The sequence below is a fragment of the Pelomonas aquatica genome (genome assembly GCF_026712205.1).
Classification (GTDB): Bacteria; Pseudomonadota; Gammaproteobacteria; order Burkholderiales; family Burkholderiaceae_C; genus Pelomonas; species Pelomonas aquatica.
The window spans coordinates 1-19,372 of record NZ_JAPPUW010000006.1 but is presented as its reverse complement, the minus strand read 5'-3'; the positions used below and the strand labels follow the sequence as shown (position 1 = coordinate 19,372).

Below are 19,372 nucleotides of genomic sequence, written 5' to 3'. Positions count from 1 at the left end.
CATGGAATCGCTCAACCAAACTCTTTTTCTCTGGCTCAATGCGCCCGAGCATCCCGGCGCGCTGACATTGATGGTGGCCATTTCCCTTGCCGAGTGGTTCATTTGGACGGTGCCACTCCTGATCGGCATTGGCTGGCTGCGCGGCAGCGAGAACACCCGCAAGACGATGCTCGTCGCAACCGCGTCGGGATTGCTGGGCCTACTCATCAACCAAGTCATCGGCCTGGCTTGGTCGCATCCCCGGCCTTTCATGATCGGCCTAGGCCACACCCTCATTCCCCATGTCGCCGATTCCTCATTTCCAAGCGATCACCTGACGCTGTGGTGGGCGGTTGCGTTCAGTCTCATGCTGCAACGAGGCCCACGAATCGCAGGCATCGGCTTGGCCTTGTTGGGTATTCCCATTGCCTGGGCACGCGTCTACCTGGGGGTTCACTTCCCGCTCGATATGTTCGGGGCCGCTGCCGTCGCAGCAATCTCTTCGTGGCTGACGTTGCGCGAAGTGCGGTGGTATCTGGAGCCGAGTTACCGGCTTGCCTCAGGCATCCATCACCGAATCTTTGGAAGGCTGATCGCGCTGGGATGGGTGCGCGAGTGAGCCTATGGGCGGGCTAAGTTTGCCCAGCCAGACTGGTGCCAACCATTTCACCTCGGCAGGAAAACACCATGAACAAATTGCCTACGGTCAGCTCCAGAGGCTGGCTCAACAAAGTCCCGGAAGTCGCGCTGTCGTTCTGGATCATCAAGATCATGTCCACCACGGTGGGTGAAACGGGGGCCGATTATCTGGCGGTCAACGCGGGCTTGGGCCAAGGCGTGACCCGCACGGTCATGGCCGTCTTGCTGGCGGCAGCCCTGTTTGTACAGTTGCGCACCCGCCGATACACCCCTTGGATTTACTGGCTGACGGTGGTACTGGTCAGCGTGGTCGGCACCCAGATCACCGACCTGCTGACCGATGGCCTGGGCGTCAGCCTGTACATCAGCACCTCGGTATTCGCCGTGGCGCTCGCTGCGATTTTCTTCGTCTGGTATCGGGTCGAACGCACGCTGTCCATCCACGACATCGTGACGCGCAGCCGAGAGCTGTTCTATTGGGCGGCCATCCTGTGCACGTTCGCCCTGGGCACCGCCGCTGGCGACCTGGCGACTGAGGCATTGGGTCTGGGCTTCACTTGGGGTGCGCTCGCCTTCGGTGCGCTGATCGGTATCACCTATGCAGCCTGGCGCATGGGTGGCAACGCCGTGCTGACCTTCTGGATCGGCTACATCCTGACCCGACCCTTCGGCGCTGCGCTCGGCGACTTGCTGACACAGGCCAAGACCTATGGCGGCCTTGGCATGGGTGCCATGTGGACAAGCGCCCTGTTTCTCTCGGTGATCGTCATGTTGGTGGCCGTTGCGCAAATCGGCATGAACGGAAGCCGCTCTGCCCAAGCCGCCGAATAACCTTCTTTTTACTCTCAAGGAAAATCATGCCCATACAGCACTCAATCGTTCGTCCTGTGGCTACCGTGTCGGTAGTCGTGCTTTTGGCCTTGGCGGCTGGTTGCTCGAAGCCCGCCGATCAGAACAGTGCAAGCGCAGCATCTGCTCCAACGGCGCAGACTGCCATGCCAATGCAGGGCAAAGCCGCTTCCAAGCTGGGCGATCTGTCGGCGTTCCACAGCATCGCCACCGATGTCGCCACCATCGTGGACAAAGGCGACTTGCCCGCTGCCAAAGCCCGCATCAAGGATTTGGAGGTCGCGTGGGACTCAGCCGAAGCAGGACTGAAACCGCGCGCCGCCGATGACTGGCATGTGCTCGACAAGGCCATCGACACGTCGCTGTCGGCGCTGCGCGCCGACACGCCAAGCCAGGCCGACTGCAAGGCGGCGATGGCCGGCCTGCTGAAAACCTTCGACACGCTCGAAGGAAAGTGAGCGTGCTCCATGAAAAAAGCCACTGAACACGCCTTGGCCAAGGTGCCCGAAGTCACACTGGGCTTCTGGCTCATCAAGATTGCCGCCACAACGCTCGGCGAAACCGGCGGCGATGCCGTCTCGATGTCTATGAACCTGGGCTACCTGGTCGGCACGGGCATCTTTGCGGCGATCTTCCTGGCCGCTGTTGTCGCACAGGTCAAGGCCAAAGGCTTCCATCCACTCCTGTACTGGACCACCATCATCGCCACCACCACGGTCGGTACGACGCTGGCCGACTTTGCGGATCGTTCGCTCGGAATCGGGTACGCTGGCGGTTCGAGTTTGCTGCTGGCCTTGCTGCTCGGCTCGCTCTTCGTCTGGCACCGCACCCTCGGCTCCGTGTCGGTGAGCACGGTTAGCTCGCCAAAGGCGGAAGCCTTCTACTGGCTGACGATCATGTTTTCCCAAACGCTGGGCACGGCGCTGGGTGACTGGACGGCCGACACGGCGGGCCTGGGTTACACCGGCGCGGCCGTCGTGTTCGGAGGGCTACTCGCTCTGGTCGTGGCGGCCTACTACTGGACGAGTGTGTCACGCACGCTGCTGTTCTGGGCGGCGTTCATTTTGACGCGCCCGCTGGGTGCCGTGGTCGGGGACTTTCTGGACAAGCCGCTGAGCGCGGGCGGTCTGGCACTGAGTCGCTATTCGGCATCGGCCGCGTTGCTGGCCTTCATGCTGACCGCGATCCTGCTGTTCAGGCAGCGGGCGGCCAGAACGGCGCATTGAATAACAATTGAACGGAGGGGGAATGCGCGTATTGCTGGTCGAAGACGATCCCATGATCGGTGACGCGATCCAGGGCGCATTGAAGGATGCGTCCTACGCTACCGATTGGGTGAAGGACGGGCAGACGGCGCTCACGACGCTGGGCTGTCAGCACTATGACTTGGTGCTGCTCGATCTGGGCCTGCCCGGCAAGGACGGACTGGAGGTGCTGGCCAGCATCCGCGCCAAAGACAACCCGATCCCTCTGCTCATCATTACAGCACGCGATGGCCTAGACGACCGTCTGCGCGGCCTGGATGGAGGGGCCGACGACTACGTGCCGAAGCCCTTTCAGATGGCGGAGCTGCTGGCCCGGATGCGCGCCGTTCTAAGGCGCAAGGGTGGCACAGCAACACCTGTGCTCAGCAATGGGGTGCTATCGCTCGATCCGGCCACCAAGGAGGCCTGCGTCAACGGTGGTTTCCCTTTGCAACTGTCCAACCGCGAGTTCTCGCTGCTGCAAGCCCTGCTGGTGCGACCTGGGGCCATCCTCTCGCGCAGCGAGCTGGAGGATCGCATCTACGGCTGGGGGGAAGAGGTCGAAAGCAATGCCGTCGAATATCTGATCCATGCCCTGCGGCGCAAGCTCGGCAGCGAGGTCATCAAGAACGTCAGGGGGGTCGGATGGATGGTCTCAAAAGGCGCTTGAACGAGTCGGTTCAACTCAAGCTGTCCTTCACTCTGTCCTTGGCCATACTTGTTGTGGCCATTGTCGCGGGCGTCTTTTCGTTCCTGTCCGCCTTTGATGAGGCACACGAACTACAGGATGATGTACTGCGCCAGGTGGCGCAGCTCGTGGATCGACAGCGCTTGTCGCCAGCCACGCCGACCACCGATACCCGACTCAAGGATGTCGACGAAGAATCGCGCGTGATTGTCCAGCACTTGGGCGAGGCCAATCCCTCTGCGGCAGGCGTGGATGCGGGTGGAACACTCCCACTCCCAATAACCTTGGCCGATGGGTTGCACACGCTGGATGTCGGCGGCGAGGCCTTCCGCGTGTTGGTCAAGACAACGGCTGCCGGCGAACGCATCGCTGTGGCTCAGGAATCCGGTTTCCGCAATGAAATTGCCCGCGACGGGGCGCTGCGCACGGTGATGCCTTTTCTGATTCTCGTGCCGGTGCTGCTGCTGATTGTCGCTGACTTGGTGCGCAAGATGTTCCGGCCCATTGCCGCACTCTCCAAAGAGATCGACCAGCGCGCCGAGCAGGAACTGCATCCTGTTGAGGACCGCCACCTTCCGGTCGAGGTTCGCCCGTTCGCCGTGGCGATCAATCGCCTGCTCGCCCGTGTCGGGCAGTCGATGGAATCTCAGCGCCGCTTTGTGGCTGATGCTGCGCACGAGCTGCGTTCGCCGCTGACCGCCCTATCGCTGCAAGCGGAGCGGCTGGCAGACGCGGAAATGTCCGAGCTGGCACGCGAACGGCTGACAGTACTGCGCCAAGGGATCGAACGTGGCCGGAGCCTGCTGGATCAACTTTTGACATTGGCCAAGGCGCAGTCGGCCACCGACCTGCCGAAGTCGCCGGTATCCGTCCAGAGCATCTACCGCCGGGTGCTGGAAGACCTCATGCCGCTGGCCGACGCCAAGCACATCGACATCGGTGTCGAAGGCACGCAGGACGCCGAAGTGTGGGCGAGCGAGTTGGACATGATCACCGTGGTCAAGAACCTGGTCGATAACGCCATCCGCTACACGCCGGAGGGCGGGCAGGTTGATCTTTCGGTGGATGTGTCGGACGGGAAAGCCAAGCTGCGCATCCAGGACAACGGGCCAGGTATTCCATTGGCCGAGCGGGACAGAGTTTTTGATCCCTTCTACCGCACGCTGGGCAGTGAGCAGATTGGCTCTGGCTTGGGGCTTTCCATTGTTCAAACGATTACTCATCGCATCGGTGCCGAAATTCGCCTCGACTTCAGAGACAAAGCTCAGCAAACCGGCTTAATCGCTACTGTTGTCGCTCCCATGAGGTAACAGGAGAGAGAAAAATGGTGACTTCAATGGGGTGGTTTTATTGGGCGCTGCTGTCCGCTGTCTTTGCGGCGCTCACGGCCATTTTTGCCAAGGTTGGCATTCAGGGAGTCGATTCCGATCTGGCCACATTAATCCGAACGGCAATCATCATCGTCGTCCTGTCGGCGTTTGTCGCCTACACGGGAAAATGGGCCAACCCCTTGGAGTTGTCACCCAAGACATGGGCTTTCCTCGGACTGTCCGGCTTGGCTACAGGCGCGTCGTGGGTGTGCTACTTCCGTGCGCTCAAGATCGGCGATGCATCCAAGGTCGCGCCGGTAGACAAACTCAGTCTCGTACTGGTGGCGGTGTTCGCGTTCACATTTTTGGGCGAACGTCCGTCGCTCCGGGAGTGGTCTGGTATCGCGATGGTGGCTGGTGGCGTTCTGTTACTCGCATTTAAGCGTTGAGATGTCAGATTGCAGCATACCCTATCCTGAGGGTCAGCCGGGATTCATGTGATTTCACGCCAAAACGAGCTTAAGTCGTTGTCGGTGTGGCGGAAATTGAAAATTTCCGGCGACCTGAAGGCATCAGCTCCCGCCTGAGTCGAGGAGGCATCAGCCAGTCGTCGCGGGCTTTTGAGGTTTTCTGGAATATGCAGGTATGGTATTTTGGATCTTCTTGCTGTCTTGATATACGTCGGACGCCCCAGAAATTTCGCCCATCCGCACACCCGCGACGGAGGCGCCTGCTTGCGATGCCGACCCCGACCACCCCCATGACGACCCCGTCAACGCGTCGACGTGAATCGCTGCAAGGCGTGGACGATTGACGCCGCCAAATCGGCGGACAGCTGCATGGCGGCCACGGTGGTTCGGTCCGCCCGCGTGCCGGCCAGAGACTGCCTCGCCCGCCGGCAAGCCAGATGTAGATCCACTGCAGCCTCGACGATCTCGGTATGCGACCGATCCAAGGCGACCGTGAGCCGCAAGACCTGCATCAGTCGGTCGGCTTCGGCCAGATGTGCCGCAAGGTGCAACTGCCAAGGCTTCGCTCGCGAAAGGCCCTTTGCGAGCAGGCGCACCAAGTCGTCAAGGTCACCCATCCCCTTGGCGACGGTGACCAGTGCGGGCGGAGCCTCTTGATTGGCCGCCGTCGTCGCCGCGATGTCGCCCAGTTCTGCTTCCATAGGGCTAGCCCGCCGCGGCGGCTTTCGTGCGCTTCTTGCCCGATTCCGCACCATTGCCGGCCTGGCTAATGCGGTCCAGGACTTCCCGCACCAAATGTTCCTGTGACTCCGCAGAGGCGTGGGCGGCCGCCAGCTGGCGCTCCAGGTCCCCGTTGCGCAGTTCCAGTTCGCCAGTGCGTACCCGAAGGGTTTCGTACTGTTGAGCTGCCTGTTTCGCTTGCTCACGCAGATCTTCCACCAGTTGATTCTGTACCGCCAGTCGCTCGGCCGCGGGCTTGAGTTCGCGCAGTTGCTCATCCACCTGCCGCCGCTCAGCTCGGGCGACAGTGAGCAACGCCAAGGCGTCCGCCTTTTCCTGCAGCGCCGCGCGCAGTTCGGTCTGCTTGGCGGTCAGCGCTTCGGAGGCGGTGGCCACTTCGCGCTGCAGGTAATGCAGTTGCTGTTCGTGCTGCCGGGCTTCCCGGTCACGCTGCTCGCGGGACGCGTTGCGGAAGTGTTCAAGGGCCTCGCGTGCGTGGGTGTGCTTCTCTTCCAGCGAAGCCACCTGGGCATGGGCGGCGTGGATCTGCTCCTGGGCGCCTTCGAGCTGGGCAGTGAGCTGCGAGGTCAGTTGGCCATGCTCCAGGCGCAGCGCAGTCAGTTCGGCCTCCACCCGCTGGCGCGCGGCGCGCTCGGTTGAAAGCTCGACTTGGCTGCGCTCCGCTTCGGTCCGGCCAGAGCGCGCTTCGCCACGGGCCTTCTCCAGCTGTTCCTTCAGGCCGCGCACTTCCTCGGCGTGCCCAGCCTTGAGCGCGGCGAAGCGCTCCTGCGCCTCGAATTCCAAGCGTCCCGCCAGGTTGGTGACGAAGGCCAGCAGCTCCTCGCTGACCGATCCCTGCGGCACGCCGGCGCCACCCTCGTCGGCTTCGATGTCCTTCAGATGGCGAAAAATCGTCGCCTTCGACCCGGTGTTGCCGAGTTCGATGCGGATGGCGTCGATCGACGGGTGCTTGCCCGCCTTGATCAGCGCCAGCCTGGCCCGTTGGACCTCGCCCTTCGTCACGCCTGCTCGTGCCATGTCGCCACCAATTTCGTATGTATTACGTAATGCAAGTATTACGTACCACGATACAGGCGTCAAGGCGTAGAAATCGGCCAATTTGTCAGATGGCTTAATATCGAATTATTCCTTCTGAGGGGGGTTGCGCTGCATCCAACCTTCCGTGGGCGCATGAAATCCCGAAAGTCCCCTCGGGAGACCAGAGGTGGCCTTCCAAAAATTAGGCTGCGCCCGCCTGCTCCGAGTCAGCGAGGACATGCGGCCGACCGGACCGAGATCTTCGTCCTGCGCATCGGTGGCGATGGGCTCCACCAGCAGCACCGTTCCCCGCCGACCGAGTCGCCCATGTCGTGAAGACGGTCAACGAAGCAGACGAATTCGAGGTCGCTACTGAGCAACGCCTCTTCGCACACGCGCGATAATTTCTTCGGCCACCGCCCGCATCGAGGCCTCAGTCGGATGCAGCGCGGGGGTGGCGAAGGGATTGACGGAAATGCGGAAGGGCACGATCCAGCTGTCGGCCGCGCAGATGTCGTGGGCGGCCGTCAGCTCGGAAGCCTTGACCAGCAGGGCCCCTCCAGAATCAGCGGCTTCGGCCGTGATCCGGTTCAAAGCCATCGCCACGGATCGGCCCTCGGCCATCTGTGCTTCGGAGAGCGGTAAGCGCTCGGGGCAGCTGCCTGCTGGAGGCAGCACTGTTGCATAGTCCACGAAAATGAGCTGGGCTTGCGGCGCACGTTGGTGGACGAGGGCGGCAATCTCGATGAGCGCCGCACGGGTCTTCTGCAGGTCTTCCGGCGAACCGACCTTGAACTTCATGCAGGCCAAGGGACGCCACAGAGGGAAGACATGGTCCGGCCCAGTCTGGCAGGCCCACGAGCCGAGGCCGCCGATGTAGTTGATGTCATTGCCGCCGATGGTGACGGTCACCAGCTTGGTGGCCGGCCCGACGGCATCGATCTGCGAGCCCTGGAAGAGTTGGCCACCGCGCAGGATGTGGGACGTGGTGGCGCCGCCGCAGCTGACATCGCTGAGGCTCAGGCCAAGGCTGGCCGCCACGCGGTGCGCATAGTTCCGCGTTGAACGGCTGCAGAAAGCCGGGCTGCCGGGCTCGTTGTCGCCGAGCCCGGGACCGGCCGCAAAGGAGCTGCCCATGGCCACGTACTCCGCGCCCGTTTTCAGTGGCTGGCGCCCCTGGGCATAGAGCCAGGCGAGGAGGGCAACTGCCACCAGCACCAGCAGCGCGACCAATCCGCCGAGGAGCTTAAGCAGTTTCTTCATGATCGGGCCAACTGGGATTCGTCGATGCGCCGTGCGGCAAGGCGCACCGCCTCCAGCAGGCGCGCATCGCCCGCCAGTGATCCCCACAGCTGTCCATCGGCGCAGAAGGCGGCTACTGGATCGGCGGCATCGCAAATGGAGCGGGCCTGTGCCGGCTCCATCGCCGCATCCCGGTATTCAAAGGGCAGGTCGCCGGCATGCCAACGCCGCAGCATGGCGAGGAAGAGCGCCGGCGGCACGGCCGCACTGGCGATGTTTGCCCCCTGCGCCAGGCGCTCGGCGAGCGTCGGCACGATGAAGCCCGGCAGTTTGGCGAAGCTGTCGCTCGCGACACGCTCCACGGTGTCGGCCAGGGCCGTGTTGGAAAAACGGGCAAGCACGGTGTCGCGGTATGCGGGCAGGTTCAGACCGATGGCGGCCGCGCGCACGGCCAGCACGGGCATCACTTCATTGCTGAGAAAGTCATGGGCCAGACCCAGGATCTGTTCGTCGCGCACGGCCTCATGGATGAAGCGCAGGCCGCGCAGCGCGCCGGCCCAGGCGATGCAGCTGTGGCCAGCATTGAGCATGCGGATCTTGGCTTCCTCGAAGCCTTGCACCGACTCGACCATTTGCACGCCGACGCGCGTCCAGTCGGGTCGGCCGGCAAGGAAGCGGTCCTCGATCACCCATTGTCGGTAGGCCTCGGCCGTCAGGTGGACCTGCCCGGGAGCCGGCCGTGGCGTGATGCGATCGACCATAGCGTTGGGAAGGCTGACGTTCGCCCGCGTCCAGGCAAGCAGCCCGCTGTCGCCGCGCCGCTCGAGGTGGCGCAGCAGGCCGCGGCGCGTGCTGTTGCCGTTGTGGCGCAGGTTGTCGCAGCACAGCAGGGTTAGCGGGCCTGCCGAGTTGCTCCGGCGCAGCGCGAGGATCTCGGCCAGCACGCGGTAGAGGGCTCCGTCGGGCGCATAGCCGGCCTCGGTGACGGTGAAGGAGACAATGGCGGTGGCTGGATCGGCGGCGATGGCGATCAGCCCAGGCAGAGCCAGCACCGCGTCGATGGCCTCGATGCGCCGCAACTCGCGGTGGCCATCGGGGGCGACGAGTTCCAGCGTGTAGGGGCCGCTCGCTGGCGCCGGGCCGGGCACGATATTGCCGGCCACGAGCCGCCAGCTGTGATCGCCAAGGTCGATCAGGTCCTGCAGGTAGGCAGCCTGGTGGGCACGGTGGAAGGCGCCCAGGCCGAGGTGGACGATCACGGGCATGACGCGGATTCAATTGCCTTGATGCGCTGTCGAAGCAGCCAGAACCAGACAACGGTCAGCCAGTTGACTAGCGCGAGCGCCGTCATGGCCCAGCGCAGACCTTCGGCGCCATTGCCGCTCGTACCGATCACGTCGCTAATGGCGCCGACAACCAGCGGCCCGCAGCCTTGGCCAAGAATCACACCGGCCACGCTGACGATGGCCACGGCCGTGGCGCGCACGCTGGGCTTGACGAGGTCCTGAAGCGTCGAGAACACCGGCCCGAGAATGCCACCGGCCAGCAGGAAGGCGCAGAACAGCAGGGCGAAGGACAGCACCGGATTCGGGGCGTGGAAGCTGGCCAGGTAGAAGGGCATGACCAACACGGTATCGACCGCCGAGAAGCCCGCGCCCCAGGACTTGGATCCCGCACCGAAGCGCGCCGCCAGCTGGCCGCCGACGACGGCACCGATCGTCGTCGCCAGGCCGAGGCACAGGCCCAGGCCGAGGCCGATTTGCATGGGCGTGAGCGCGAAGGCGCGCTCGTAGTAGCTGGGCAGCCAGGTGCCGACGGAGGAGCCGGCCAGCGACGTGGTGGCGAAGGCCCCTACGAGATAGCAGAAGGCGCGGCGGTCACCCAGCTGCGACCAGACGCTCTCGCCGGCCGCGGCCGGCACGGCCTGCTCGTCCACGCGCGTGGGCTCGCGCACGGTCAGCTGGAAGATCAGGCTGACGACGAGCCCGATCACGCCGAGGATCATGAAGCCGTAGCGCCAGCCGACCGTCTGCACCAGCACGCCGCCGCCGACGAGTCCGCCCAGCGAGCCGAGAAAGAACACACCGCTCTGGATACCGAGGGCACGGGCGCGTTCGCCCCGCGGGTAGTAGTCGCCGAGCATCGAGTGCGTGGCCGGGATGCAGCCGGCCTCGCCGATGCCCACGCCGATGCGCGCGATCAGGAGCTGGGTGAAGTTCACCGCCATGCCGGAGGCGGCGGTCATCACGGTCCAGGCCAGCAGGCTGGCGTTGATGATCCATTTGCGGCTGCCGCGATCAGCCCAGCGTGCCAGCGGGATGGCCGCAAGACCGCCGAGCACCGAGAAGGCCACGCCGGTGAGCAGGCCCAACTGGGTGTCGGTGAGGCCGAACTCCTTCTTCATCGGCTCCATGAACATCGTGATCACGATCTTGTCGACCGCGCACAGAAAGCCCACGACCGAGAGAGCGAAAAGCACGTACGTGCGGTAGGCCTTGCTGCCGCGCAGTGCGGCGACGGGTGCCTCGTTGGTGGGTAGACTCATTTCAGCTTGCATGGAGACTCTTGGTTGCCAAGGCAGGTCACGAAGGCGTTGACGGCGGCCGCGAACTCGGCCGGGCGGCGCATGCTGACGCCGTGCTCGCAGTTCTCGAAGTGCAGTCGCGTAACGCGCCTCGCGGCGGCAACGTAGCTGTCCTCGTGCTCGACGGCGCCATGATCGAGCGAGCCGTTGGCGATCAGCAGGGGCACGTCCAGCGCAGCCAGCTTCCTACGGAAATCGATGCCCATCAGCGCGCGCGCGGCGGGCACGACCGCGTTCAGGTGGACACCGGCTGCAACGATGGGCGGCGTGTCTGCCTGAGCGATGCCAAACAGGCCGAGGGCGCGCGTGGCGAGAGCGTCTTCGCTGCCAAACAGCAGCAGGCTGCGAACGAACAGCGACTGCGCGATGCCACTCGCCATACCCTTCAGGTTGATGTCGCCGCTGGAGCCGGCCATCACGATGCCGGCAAGCTGGCCGCGCGGCAGGGCTACAGCCGCCGCCATGGCCGTGTAGCCGCCCAGCGAATCGCCGACGAGCACGACGCGGGCCGGTGCCAACGAACGCGCTGCCGCGAGGACGGTGGCGACGGCGCCGTCGACCGAGTAAGTGCCGTTGCTGTGGGCGCCGTGACCCGGCAGGTCGAGCGCAATCACGCGCAGGCGCGGGTCGAGGTGACGGCGCACTGGGTTCCACATCTGGCCGTTGAGCCCCGCGCCGTGCAATAGGATCAGCACGGGCTTGGCATCGGCAGCCGGCGCGGCCAGTTCAGCGCGAGGCAGGGCCAGCTCGCTGGCCAGCTGCGAAGCGCCCTCACGGGCGGCGGCGCGGACCTGCCATTCGATCTGCGCGGCGGCGAAGGCGTAGGCGAGCACGGCCAGGCTGATCAGGCCGAGGACGATGCGAAGCAGCCAGCGCTTCATGGCGCCGGTTCCTTCATCTCGATGAACGCCGCCAACTCAGCGGCCCACAGGGCGGCATCGGCACCAGAGGCGAGATGGCCCTGATCGCTGTCGATCTCGACAAAGCGCCAGGATTGCAGTGCGGCATTGAACAGCGGTGCGAGCTCGTGGCGCAAGCTCGGCGGGAACAGCGTGTCGCTGCGCGAGAGCACGAAGAGCAGCGGCGCCGTCATGCGGTGGAGTTCGGCGCGAACGTCAAAATCGGACACGGCCTCGGCCAGCACAAGCAGGGCTGCGGCGTCGAATTCACGCGCCCAGAGCGCGGCACGGGCCTCGACCTCGCCATCCGTGCCTGCCATACCGTAAGCGCGTAGGGTCTGGATGCGCTGCTGCAGTAGCCAGGGGCGCAATGCCTCGGCGTCGTAGGGGCGCGCATCGAACATCGGCCGTAGTTTGTCGGCAGGCACCACGCCAGCCGGTCGGTAGGGCGAGCCAACCGCGGCGACCACGCGAGCCACGCGGGCGGGATGCCGCACGCCCCAGCTGAAGGCCTGCATTGCGCCGAGCGAGGGGCCGATCGCGGCGTGCAGCTTCTCGATGCCGAGATGGCTGCACAGGCGGGCCTGGGCGTCCACGCTGTCGGCAACTGCCAGCGCCGGGAAATCAGGCCCATAGACGCGCCCGGTCGCCGGGTCGATGCTGCGCGGCCCGGTCGAGCCGTAGGAGGAGCCGAGCAGGTTGGGGCAAAGGACGAAGCAGCGGTCGGTATCGACAGCAAGCCCGGGTCCGACGAGACCGGCCCAGGAACCTTCGGCCGCCGTGGAGTCGGGGCTCAGCATGTCGGGCCCGGTCGTGTAGCCATGCAGTACGAGCACCGCGTTGTCGCGTGCGGCGTTGAGCCTGCCCAGCGTGGCGTAGGCCGTCACGCATTCGGCCAGGCGGCCGCCGCGCTGCAAGGCGACGTCGTGCTCGACGAACTGCTCCAAGGGCATCGCCATGCTCAGAAGCGGTACGAGACGTCGCCGCCGATCGTGCGCGGCTGGATGATGCCGGCGTTGAAGGGCACGGCAGCCACGGCCGTGTTGTTGGCGAAGTTGATGCCGTGCGCGTTGTTCAGGTTCTTGCCGTACAGCGTGACGCGCCAGGCGCCGATGTCCGCGCCCGTGTTCAGGTTGACCGTGGTGTAGGCCGGCACGTTCAGCGGACCCTTGCCGCCGAAGGTGGAGACGCGGCTGCCGATGTAGTTGGCCGAGCCGCCGATCCAGGCTGGATACGAGCCGATTTCGAAGCGGTAGTCGGTGCCGAACGAGGCCGTCACGCGAGGGACAAAGGGCATGCGGTCGCCGTTCATGCCCTGTAGGGCCGGTGCGTCCTCGGTCAGCCTGGCGTCGGTGTAGGCCGCCGTGAGGCGCAGCGTCAGGTCCTTGACCGGGAACACGAGCAGCGTCGTTTCGGCGCCTCTGGATCGGGCCGTGCCGCCATTGACGAAGTACTGATAAGTGGCGCCGGACTTGGTGGCCGAGGTCTGGGCCTGCACGTCCTTCCAGTCGGTGGTGAAAACGGCGGCTTCGATTGAAGCCTTGCCGCCGGCCAGGTTGGACTTGAAGCCGAGCTCGTAGCTCGTCACGGTGTCGGCATCGAAGCTCTGCTTGCCACCCGTCACAACGCCGGGCGGCAGGGCGCTCGCACCGCCCGGGCGGTTGCCGGTGGCCACGCGCACGTACACGGCCGTGTTGGCATCAGGCTTGTAGCGCGCGCCGACCAGGAAGTTGGTTTTGTTGCTCGATACGTCCTGGTCGAGCAGCACTGCCAGCGGGTTGAGCAGCGAGGCCTTGTAGTCTTGGTGGTAGTTCTGCTTCGTCTGCGAGACGCGCAGGCCGCCGAGGAGGTCGAACTGCGGTGTGACGGCATAGGTCGCATTGCCGAACAGCGAGACTTCCTTGTATTTGGAGTCAATCCGCGCGTCGAACAGCGCCGGCAGCACGGTGAAGGGCGTCCCTGTTGCGGCGATGAAGGGGCTTAGCGGCGGCAAGGCGTTGCTGCTTTCCTCCTGGGTGAAGAAGAGGCCTCCTTCGTAGTCGAGCTTGTCCGAGAGTGCGGTCGAGCCGGCGCGCAGCTCTTGAGCCCAGCGCTTGGTCTGGACCTGCTGACGCGTCTGCGCACCGAGGCCGGGAATGCCAAGTAGCAGGTTGAACACCGGGCCGAAGCTGGCCGTCTGGTCGACATTGACCTCGGAGCTGATCTTTTGATAGGTGGTCGAAGAGACGACTGAAAACTCGCCGATGCGGCCCTTGAGCGTGGCATTGCCCACGGTGAAGTCGACCGACTGGGTCTCGGGGATGTAGCTCGCATGCTGGAGCTTGCCCGTGAGCGGGTGCATGTCAGTGCCGACCACATCCTCCATTCCGATGCCGTCGGCCTTGAAGCGCTGCGTCATGACCGAGGTCTGCAGCATCCAGTCCTTGTCGATTGCCCAGCCCAAGGCCAGGCGGCCGGCGCGTGTCTTGGCCTTGTTGACATCGGTCTGGTTTTTGGCCGGGTTGTCGATATAGCCGGCGTCGTTGCGCTCCATGAGGCTCACGCGCATCGCCAGCGTCTTGGAGACGAGCGGAACGTTCAGCGAGACGCGGCCCTCGTAGCCGTCGCCGCCATCCGTCACCTTGTTGGCCCCGAGCGAGATCTGGCCACCGAAGCGCTCGGGGTCGGGCGCTGCCGTGACGTAGCGGACCAGGCCGCCTACCGCGCCGGCACCGTACATCGTGCCCTGCGGGCCTTTGAGCACCTCGACGCGGCGCAGGTCGTACGGGTCGAGGTCGGGTGTGACCGTGCTGCCCGTGGCATAGGCCGTGATCGAGCCGACCGGCGCCTCGTCCACATAGAAGGCCGTTGCCGGTGTGGCCTGCGAAATGCCGGTGCTGATGCCGCGCAGCACGACCGAGGTGAAGCCACGCGACAGCGCCGTGATCGACATGCCCGGCACTTCGGCCGCGTAGTCCTCGAGCCGGACGAGGCCAGCGCTCGCGAGACTCTCAGCGCGCACGGCCGTGACGGAGGACGGCACGTCGATCAGCGCCTGCTCGCGCTTTTGGGCGGTAACGATGACCTTGTCCAGGGTCTGGGGCTGCTCGGAATTGTTCTTCTCCTCGGACTGCTGAGCATGGGATCCCGCGGCGAGCAGCAGGCAGGCGGTGGCGATCAGGGTCTTCTTCACGATGGCTTGTCTCCGTTGTCTTGGGTGTTCAGAAAATCTTTTCTGGGTTGAGGATCCCGCGCGGATCCCAGGCGTTCTTGATGAGCCGCATCAGCTGAACGGTGTCGGGGCCGAGCTCGTCGAGCAGCTTGGCCTTCTTGCCCATCCCAATGCCGTGCTCACCGGTGCAGGTCCCTCCCGCGGTGTGAGCGCGCGCGACCATGGCGGCATAGACGCGATCGACCGCCGCCTGCTCGGCCACATCACCTGGCATGGGCATGAAGATCACGTGGAAGTTGCCGTCACCGACATGGCCGAGCACGGTGGCGACTAGCCCTTCGGCATCGATGTCCGCGCGTGCCTGAGCCACCGCGTCGGCCAGGGCTGAGATCGGCACGCAGACGTCGGCCACTATGTGCGCGCAGCCCGGACGCAGTGCGAGCGCCGCGAAATAGGCCATGTGGCGGGCGCGCCAGAGGCGGCTTCGGTCTTCGGGCCGGCGCGCCCACTCGAAGGCCACGCTGCCGTGTTCGGCAGCGATGCCCTGCGCCATCTCGGCCTGTTCATTCACGCCGGCCGCAGTGCCATGGAATTCGAGGAAGAGTGTGGGCAACTCAGGCAAGGCGAGGTTGGAATGCGCGTTGCAGGCCTTGACCTGGTGCTCGTCGAGGAACTCCACGCGGGCGCAGGGCACGCCGCTCATGACGATTTCGGTCACCGCGTTCACCGCGTCGGCCAAAGTGGGGAAGGCGCAGGAAGCGGCAGCCACCTCGGTCGGCTGCGGATGCAGGCGCAAGGTCAGCTCGGTGATGACGCCGAGTGTCCCTTCGGCACCGATCATCAGGCGCACGAGATCGAGGCCGGCCGAGCTCTTGCGGGCCCGCGAGCCGAAGCGCACGAGGCGGCCATCGGCCAGGGCCACCTCCATCGCCAGCACGTTGTGCCACATGGAGCCATATCGCATAGTCGTCGTACCCGAGGCGCGGGTGGAAGCCATGCCGCCCAATGTGGCGTTGGCACCCGGGTCGACGGGGAAGAACAGGCCCGTGTCCTGGAGGAAGGCATTGAGCGCCTCGCGCGTCACGCCGGGCTGGACCACGCAGTCGGCATCGTCGGCGTGGACGTCGAGCACCGCGTCCATGCGCGAGAGGTCCAGCGTGACGCCGCCGCGCGGCGCGCTGATATGGCCTTCGAGCGAGGAGCCCGCGCCATAGGCGATGGCCGGCACGCCGTGCGCGTGGCAGATCTTCAGGAGGGCGCAGACCTCGGCCTTGTCCGTCGGCCAGGCCACGGCGTCCGGTGGCAGGTCGGGTGACAGTCCTTCGCCGGCAGCATGTTGGTCGCGCACAGCTTGGGCCAGGCTCAGCCGCTCGCCGAGCAGGGCCTGCAGCTCGGGCAGGGCGTTGGCAAAATTCGGTGGACTCATGAATTTTTGCGAGTGAGTTTGTCCGCTGCGCATGCCAGAGAGCCTGCGCAGAGATCGAGGGTTTTGGGGTCTGGGTGGCTAGGTGCCGATGCCGCGCATTTGCGCGCTGCTGTGAGTCGGAGTGGCGCCAGCCGCCACGGCCTGATCCTGGCGCTCCACATGCACGAGCGCGAGGTCGAAGTGATAGGACATGGCCGAGGCCGCGCCCATGGGGTCCGCCGCGCAGATGCGCTCCACCACGGCGTCGTGCGCGTCGACCACGCGGGTGATCTCCATGGCTGAGCGGCTGTCGTGCAGGTGCATGCGCGAGGACTCTTCCAGCGGCGACTGAAGCGCGCCGAGCAGCAGGCAGTTCAGCGGGTTGCCGCTGGCCTCGGCAATGACGGCATGGATGGCCATGTCGCTGGCGACGCGGCGCGCATGGTCGGCACCGGCGGAGCGCATCTGCGCGGCCAACTGGCGCAGCGTCAGGCGCTGGGCCTCAGTGGCATAGCGGGCGGCCAGCTGGGCCGCCTGGATCTCGAGCGCGCGGCGCGTCTCCAAGACATGTGCCAGGGTCACTTGCGCGGTGTTGAGCGCGTAGTCAAAGAACTGGATCAGCACCTGGGCGTCGATGGCCTTCAAGCGCGGGCGCCGGCCGCTGCCAATCTCCAGGATGCCCAGTGCTGCGAGCGAGCGATACGCTTCGCGCACGCTGCCGCGGCTGATGCCCAGTTCCTTGCCGATCTGGAGTTCGCTGGGCACCGCGTCGCCGGGGCGCAGGTGCTCGCGGCTCACCAGGGCCAGCAGGTTGCGCGCCACCTGGGCCGAGAGTTGCGGGCCGTGCACGGCGGACAACGCCGTCACATTGCTCATGCGTTTGTCTCCTTGTTGTATGGCTCGAACATTAGTCCTCGAAACCAAACATGTCAAACAGGTTGTATAGGTTTTGCGCACGGATTCGGGCAAACACCAGAGCGCGATGCGGAAAAATCGCCGTTCAATGGCGTCGAACAAGGCAATCCTGTCAGATACGTTGGAGACTTGCATGCGCAATGACCTGGTGCTTCTCTTTCTCCATGGCGCCGGCCTCAACCAGGCGATGTGGGACCCGGTGAGGCGTCCGCTGAACGGCCGATGGCGCAGCGTGGCGATCGACCTGCCGGGGCATGGCGCACGTGGCGATGCCGGCCCCTACACGCTGGACGCTGCCGCGAAGCTCGTGGCCGAAACTGTTCGCGGCCTGGCGCCGGCGCGGGCGCTGCTTGTCGGCGATTCGCTCGGCGGCTATTCGGCGCTGGCGGCATCAAGGCTGCTGGATCCCGCCCAGGTAGCGGGGTACTTCCTGGGCGGCTGCAGTCAGAACTTCGCCGGCAAGCACCGCCGCAGCCTCTACCTGCGGGCGGCGCTGATGAAGGTCCTGATCCCGCTGTTCGGCGAGCAGTGGCTGGCGCGCAAGAGCGCTGAAAAGCTGATGACTCAGGCCGGCCAGAGCCGGGAGGACATCGAGGCCATGATTGCCGCTCGGCTGCGCCTGCGCGCTTTCCCCGAGGCCGTGGCTGCTGTGGCTACGGCCGACGTATTTCCGCTGGTACGCGCCATTGAGCAGCCACTGGTCTTCGTCAATGGCACGCTGGACGAAGGTCCGATGCGGCAGGAGGCGGCCTTCGTCGCTGCGGCGAAGCAGGGCCGGGCACTGCACTTCGATTGCGAGCATGGCGTGAGCCTGTGGAAGAGTGAAGGCTTCGCGGCCGAGCTCGACAAGTTCGCCAGCGAGGTGGCGGCATCATGAGCGTGGACGCCCTGGCCTCGCAGCTGCGCGCGGTGCTGCCGGGCTTGTCGGACGCCGAATCACTGCGCTTCGCCTGTGCGGCCCTGGCGGGCCCGACCTTCGAACTGCCGACCGAAGCACAGGCGCAGGACGGCGTTCCGCGCGGCAGCCTGCGCGAGCTGCGCCAGACGAGCTCAGCCACCTATCCTGGTGTGAGCCGCACGCTGCGCGTCTACGAACCTGCAGACAAGAGCGGGCCTTATGCGCTGATCGTCTTCCAGGACGGTGCACGCTACCTCGGTCCGGAGGCGCAGGCCGCGACCGTGCTTGACAACCTTATCAATCTGGGCGCGCTCCCACCCACGGTCGCCCTGTTCGTCGAGCCTGGCGAAGAAGGTCCCGGCCTGCCAATCTACGGCGGGCCGGGCAATCGCAGCGTCGAGTACGACAGCATCGGGCCGACCTATGCGCGCTTCCTGATCGAGGAGCTGATCCCCGTTGCGTGCGAGGGCTTGAAGCTCAAGCAGGACCGACAGCAGCGCGCCATTGTCGGCCTAAGCTCGGGTGGTCATTGCGCCTTCAATGCGGCCTGGGAGCGTCCTGATTTCTTCAGCAAGGTGCTCAGCCACTGCGGCAGCTTCGTCAACCTGCGGGGCGGCCATCTGCTCGCTTCGGCGGTGCGCATGAGCGACGAGAACAAGGATCTGCGCGTGTGGCTGCAGACGGGAGAGCGAGACCTCGACATCGTCTTCGGCAACTGGCCGCTCGCCAATCGCGAACTGGCGTCAGCACTTGCGTATCGCGGTTACGCGCACAAGCTGGTGGTCGGCCCCGGCGGCCATTCGCTAGCGCATGGCGGAGCAATGCTGGCGGAGAGCCTGTGCTGGCTCTGGAAGGAGTGAAGTCAGAGGTGCGGTGCTTTCGTGATTCCCGAGCTTAGGCAACGCTGAAAGGCTCGGATTCCCACGATCACATAGTTGAACCGGTCCCCGTTTGGTGGACGCCACGAAGCCACGAGAAGCGTTATCCATGGGCAGCCGGCTCGGTCGCTTGCGACGAACCGGGCAGCGGTCGCCGGAGGGTAACGCGGGGCTTCGAACGCGAGGGACGCGCCTCGCCAACTATGCGCTTGTCGCGCCAACGCCGCTCGAACTCCGCCGGGGCCATGTTGCCCAGCGAGGAGTGACGCCTTTCGGTGTTGTAGTAGCCGATGAATTCGACGATCGCGAGCCGCGCCTGCTCGCGGGTCTGGAAGTGCGCGTCGTTCACGCATTCGACCTTCAGCGTGCCGTTGACGGACTCCATGGGGGCGTTGTCCCAGCAGTCGCCCTTGCGGCTCATCGACACCTGGATGCCCCTTGCCTTGAGCTTGGCCCGGTAGTC

Annotated in this window: 20 protein-coding genes; 9 read left to right on the top strand and 11 right to left on the bottom strand. The window is 65.2% G+C overall.

Going from position 1 to position 19,372, the window contains the following annotated elements:
* The first annotated feature begins 1 nt into the window (after nt 1).
* The 7 genes from NYP07_RS07650 (at nt 2) to NYP07_RS07620 (ending at nt 5,158) form a co-directional block, all read left to right on the top strand.
* Entirely contained in the window at nt 2–598 is a 597-nt protein-coding gene (locus tag NYP07_RS07650; RefSeq protein ID WP_268149080.1) for an undecaprenyl-diphosphatase, read from the top strand.
* 68 nt (nt 599–666) lie between these two features.
* Nucleotides 667–1,449, top strand: a complete 783-nt coding sequence (locus NYP07_RS07645) for a COG4705 family protein (RefSeq protein WP_268149078.1) — start codon at nt 667–669, stop codon at nt 1,447–1,449.
* A 26-nt stretch (nt 1,450–1,475) separates the two neighbouring features.
* Nucleotides 1,476–1,925, top strand: a complete 450-nt coding sequence (locus NYP07_RS07640; RefSeq protein WP_268149075.1) for a hypothetical protein — start codon at nt 1,476–1,478, stop codon at nt 1,923–1,925.
* Between the two features lie 9 nt (nt 1,926–1,934).
* The gene (locus NYP07_RS07635) at nt 1,935–2,693 is read left to right on the top strand and encodes a COG4705 family protein (RefSeq protein ID WP_268149073.1); all 759 of its coding nucleotides are present in this window, start codon (nt 1,935–1,937) and stop codon (nt 2,691–2,693) included.
* A gap of 22 nt (nt 2,694–2,715) precedes the next feature.
* Nucleotides 2,716–3,381, top strand: a complete 666-nt coding sequence (locus tag NYP07_RS07630; protein WP_268149071.1) for a response regulator transcription factor — start codon at nt 2,716–2,718, stop codon at nt 3,379–3,381.
* A complete protein-coding gene (locus NYP07_RS07625; protein WP_268149069.1) occupies nt 3,357–4,709 on the top strand; it encodes an ATP-binding protein in 1,353 nt (450 codons plus the stop codon). Before NYP07_RS07630 ends, NYP07_RS07625 begins: the two co-directional genes overlap by 25 nt.
* Before the next feature lie 14 nt (nt 4,710–4,723).
* Nucleotides 4,724–5,158, top strand: a complete 435-nt coding sequence (locus tag NYP07_RS07620; protein WP_276597066.1) for an EamA family transporter — start codon at nt 4,724–4,726, stop codon at nt 5,156–5,158.
* Between the two features lie 323 nt (nt 5,159–5,481).
* Here the strand turns inward: NYP07_RS07620 and NYP07_RS07615 are convergent, their stop codons facing one another.
* The 10 genes from NYP07_RS07615 to NYP07_RS07570 form a co-directional block, all read right to left on the bottom strand.
* Nucleotides 5,482–5,880 (bottom strand): hypothetical protein, encoded by a 399-nt coding sequence (locus tag NYP07_RS07615; protein ID WP_268149067.1) that lies wholly within the window; start codon nt 5,878–5,880, stop codon nt 5,482–5,484.
* A gap of 4 nt (nt 5,881–5,884) precedes the next feature.
* Nucleotides 5,885–6,922, bottom strand: coding sequence for a DNA-binding protein (locus NYP07_RS07610; protein ID WP_268149065.1), 1,038 nt, complete (start codon nt 6,920–6,922; stop codon nt 5,885–5,887).
* 384 nt (nt 6,923–7,306) lie between these two features.
* Nucleotides 7,307–8,200, bottom strand: a complete 894-nt coding sequence (locus tag NYP07_RS07605; protein WP_268149063.1) for an SGNH/GDSL hydrolase family protein — start codon at nt 8,198–8,200, stop codon at nt 7,307–7,309.
* Complete coding sequence (locus tag NYP07_RS07600) at nt 8,197–9,444, bottom strand: mannitol dehydrogenase family protein (protein ID WP_268149061.1); 1,248 nt, start codon at nt 9,442–9,444, stop codon at nt 8,197–8,199. Before NYP07_RS07600 ends, NYP07_RS07605 begins: the two co-directional genes overlap by 4 nt.
* Nucleotides 9,435–10,724: a spinster family MFS transporter gene (locus tag NYP07_RS07595; RefSeq protein ID WP_268149059.1), complete on the bottom strand. Its 1,290-nt coding sequence runs from the start codon at nt 10,722–10,724 to the stop codon at nt 9,435–9,437. The genes NYP07_RS07600 and NYP07_RS07595 overlap by 10 nt, the downstream gene beginning before the upstream one ends.
* Nucleotides 10,721–11,644 carry an alpha/beta fold hydrolase gene (locus tag NYP07_RS07590; protein WP_268149057.1) on the bottom strand — a complete coding sequence of 308 codons (924 nt, stop codon included), beginning with the start codon at nt 11,642–11,644 and terminating at the stop codon, nt 10,721–10,723. Before NYP07_RS07590 ends, NYP07_RS07595 begins: the two co-directional genes overlap by 4 nt.
* On the bottom strand, nt 11,641–12,621 hold the full coding sequence (locus tag NYP07_RS07585) for an alpha/beta fold hydrolase (protein ID WP_268149055.1): 981 nt from the start codon (nt 12,619–12,621) through the stop codon (nt 11,641–11,643). Before NYP07_RS07585 ends, NYP07_RS07590 begins: the two co-directional genes overlap by 4 nt.
* Before the next feature lie 2 nt (nt 12,622–12,623).
* The gene (locus tag NYP07_RS07580; protein ID WP_268149053.1) at nt 12,624–14,834 is read right to left on the bottom strand and encodes a TonB-dependent receptor; all 2,211 of its coding nucleotides are present in this window, start codon (nt 14,832–14,834) and stop codon (nt 12,624–12,626) included.
* A gap of 28 nt (nt 14,835–14,862) precedes the next feature.
* Nucleotides 14,863–16,272, bottom strand: a complete 1,410-nt coding sequence (locus tag NYP07_RS07575; protein ID WP_268149051.1) for an FAD-binding oxidoreductase — start codon at nt 16,270–16,272, stop codon at nt 14,863–14,865.
* Between the two features lie 45 nt (nt 16,273–16,317).
* On the bottom strand, nt 16,318–17,094 hold the full coding sequence (locus tag NYP07_RS07570; RefSeq protein WP_268149050.1) for a FadR/GntR family transcriptional regulator: 777 nt from the start codon (nt 17,092–17,094) through the stop codon (nt 16,318–16,320).
* A gap of 172 nt (nt 17,095–17,266) precedes the next feature.
* Here NYP07_RS07570 and NYP07_RS07565 point away from each other — a divergent pair, with 172 nt between their 5' ends.
* Nucleotides 17,267–18,010 (top strand): alpha/beta fold hydrolase, encoded by a 744-nt coding sequence (locus tag NYP07_RS07565; protein WP_268149048.1) that lies wholly within the window; start codon nt 17,267–17,269, stop codon nt 18,008–18,010.
* Nucleotides 18,007–18,891 (top strand): alpha/beta hydrolase, encoded by an 885-nt coding sequence (locus NYP07_RS07560; protein ID WP_268149046.1) that lies wholly within the window; start codon nt 18,007–18,009, stop codon nt 18,889–18,891. Before NYP07_RS07565 ends, NYP07_RS07560 begins: the two co-directional genes overlap by 4 nt.
* Before the next feature lie 121 nt (nt 18,892–19,012).
* Here NYP07_RS07560 and NYP07_RS07555 read toward each other — a convergent pair.
* On the bottom strand, nt 19,013–19,372 hold a 360-nt coding region (locus NYP07_RS07555), incomplete at its 5' end, for an integrase core domain-containing protein (protein WP_268149044.1).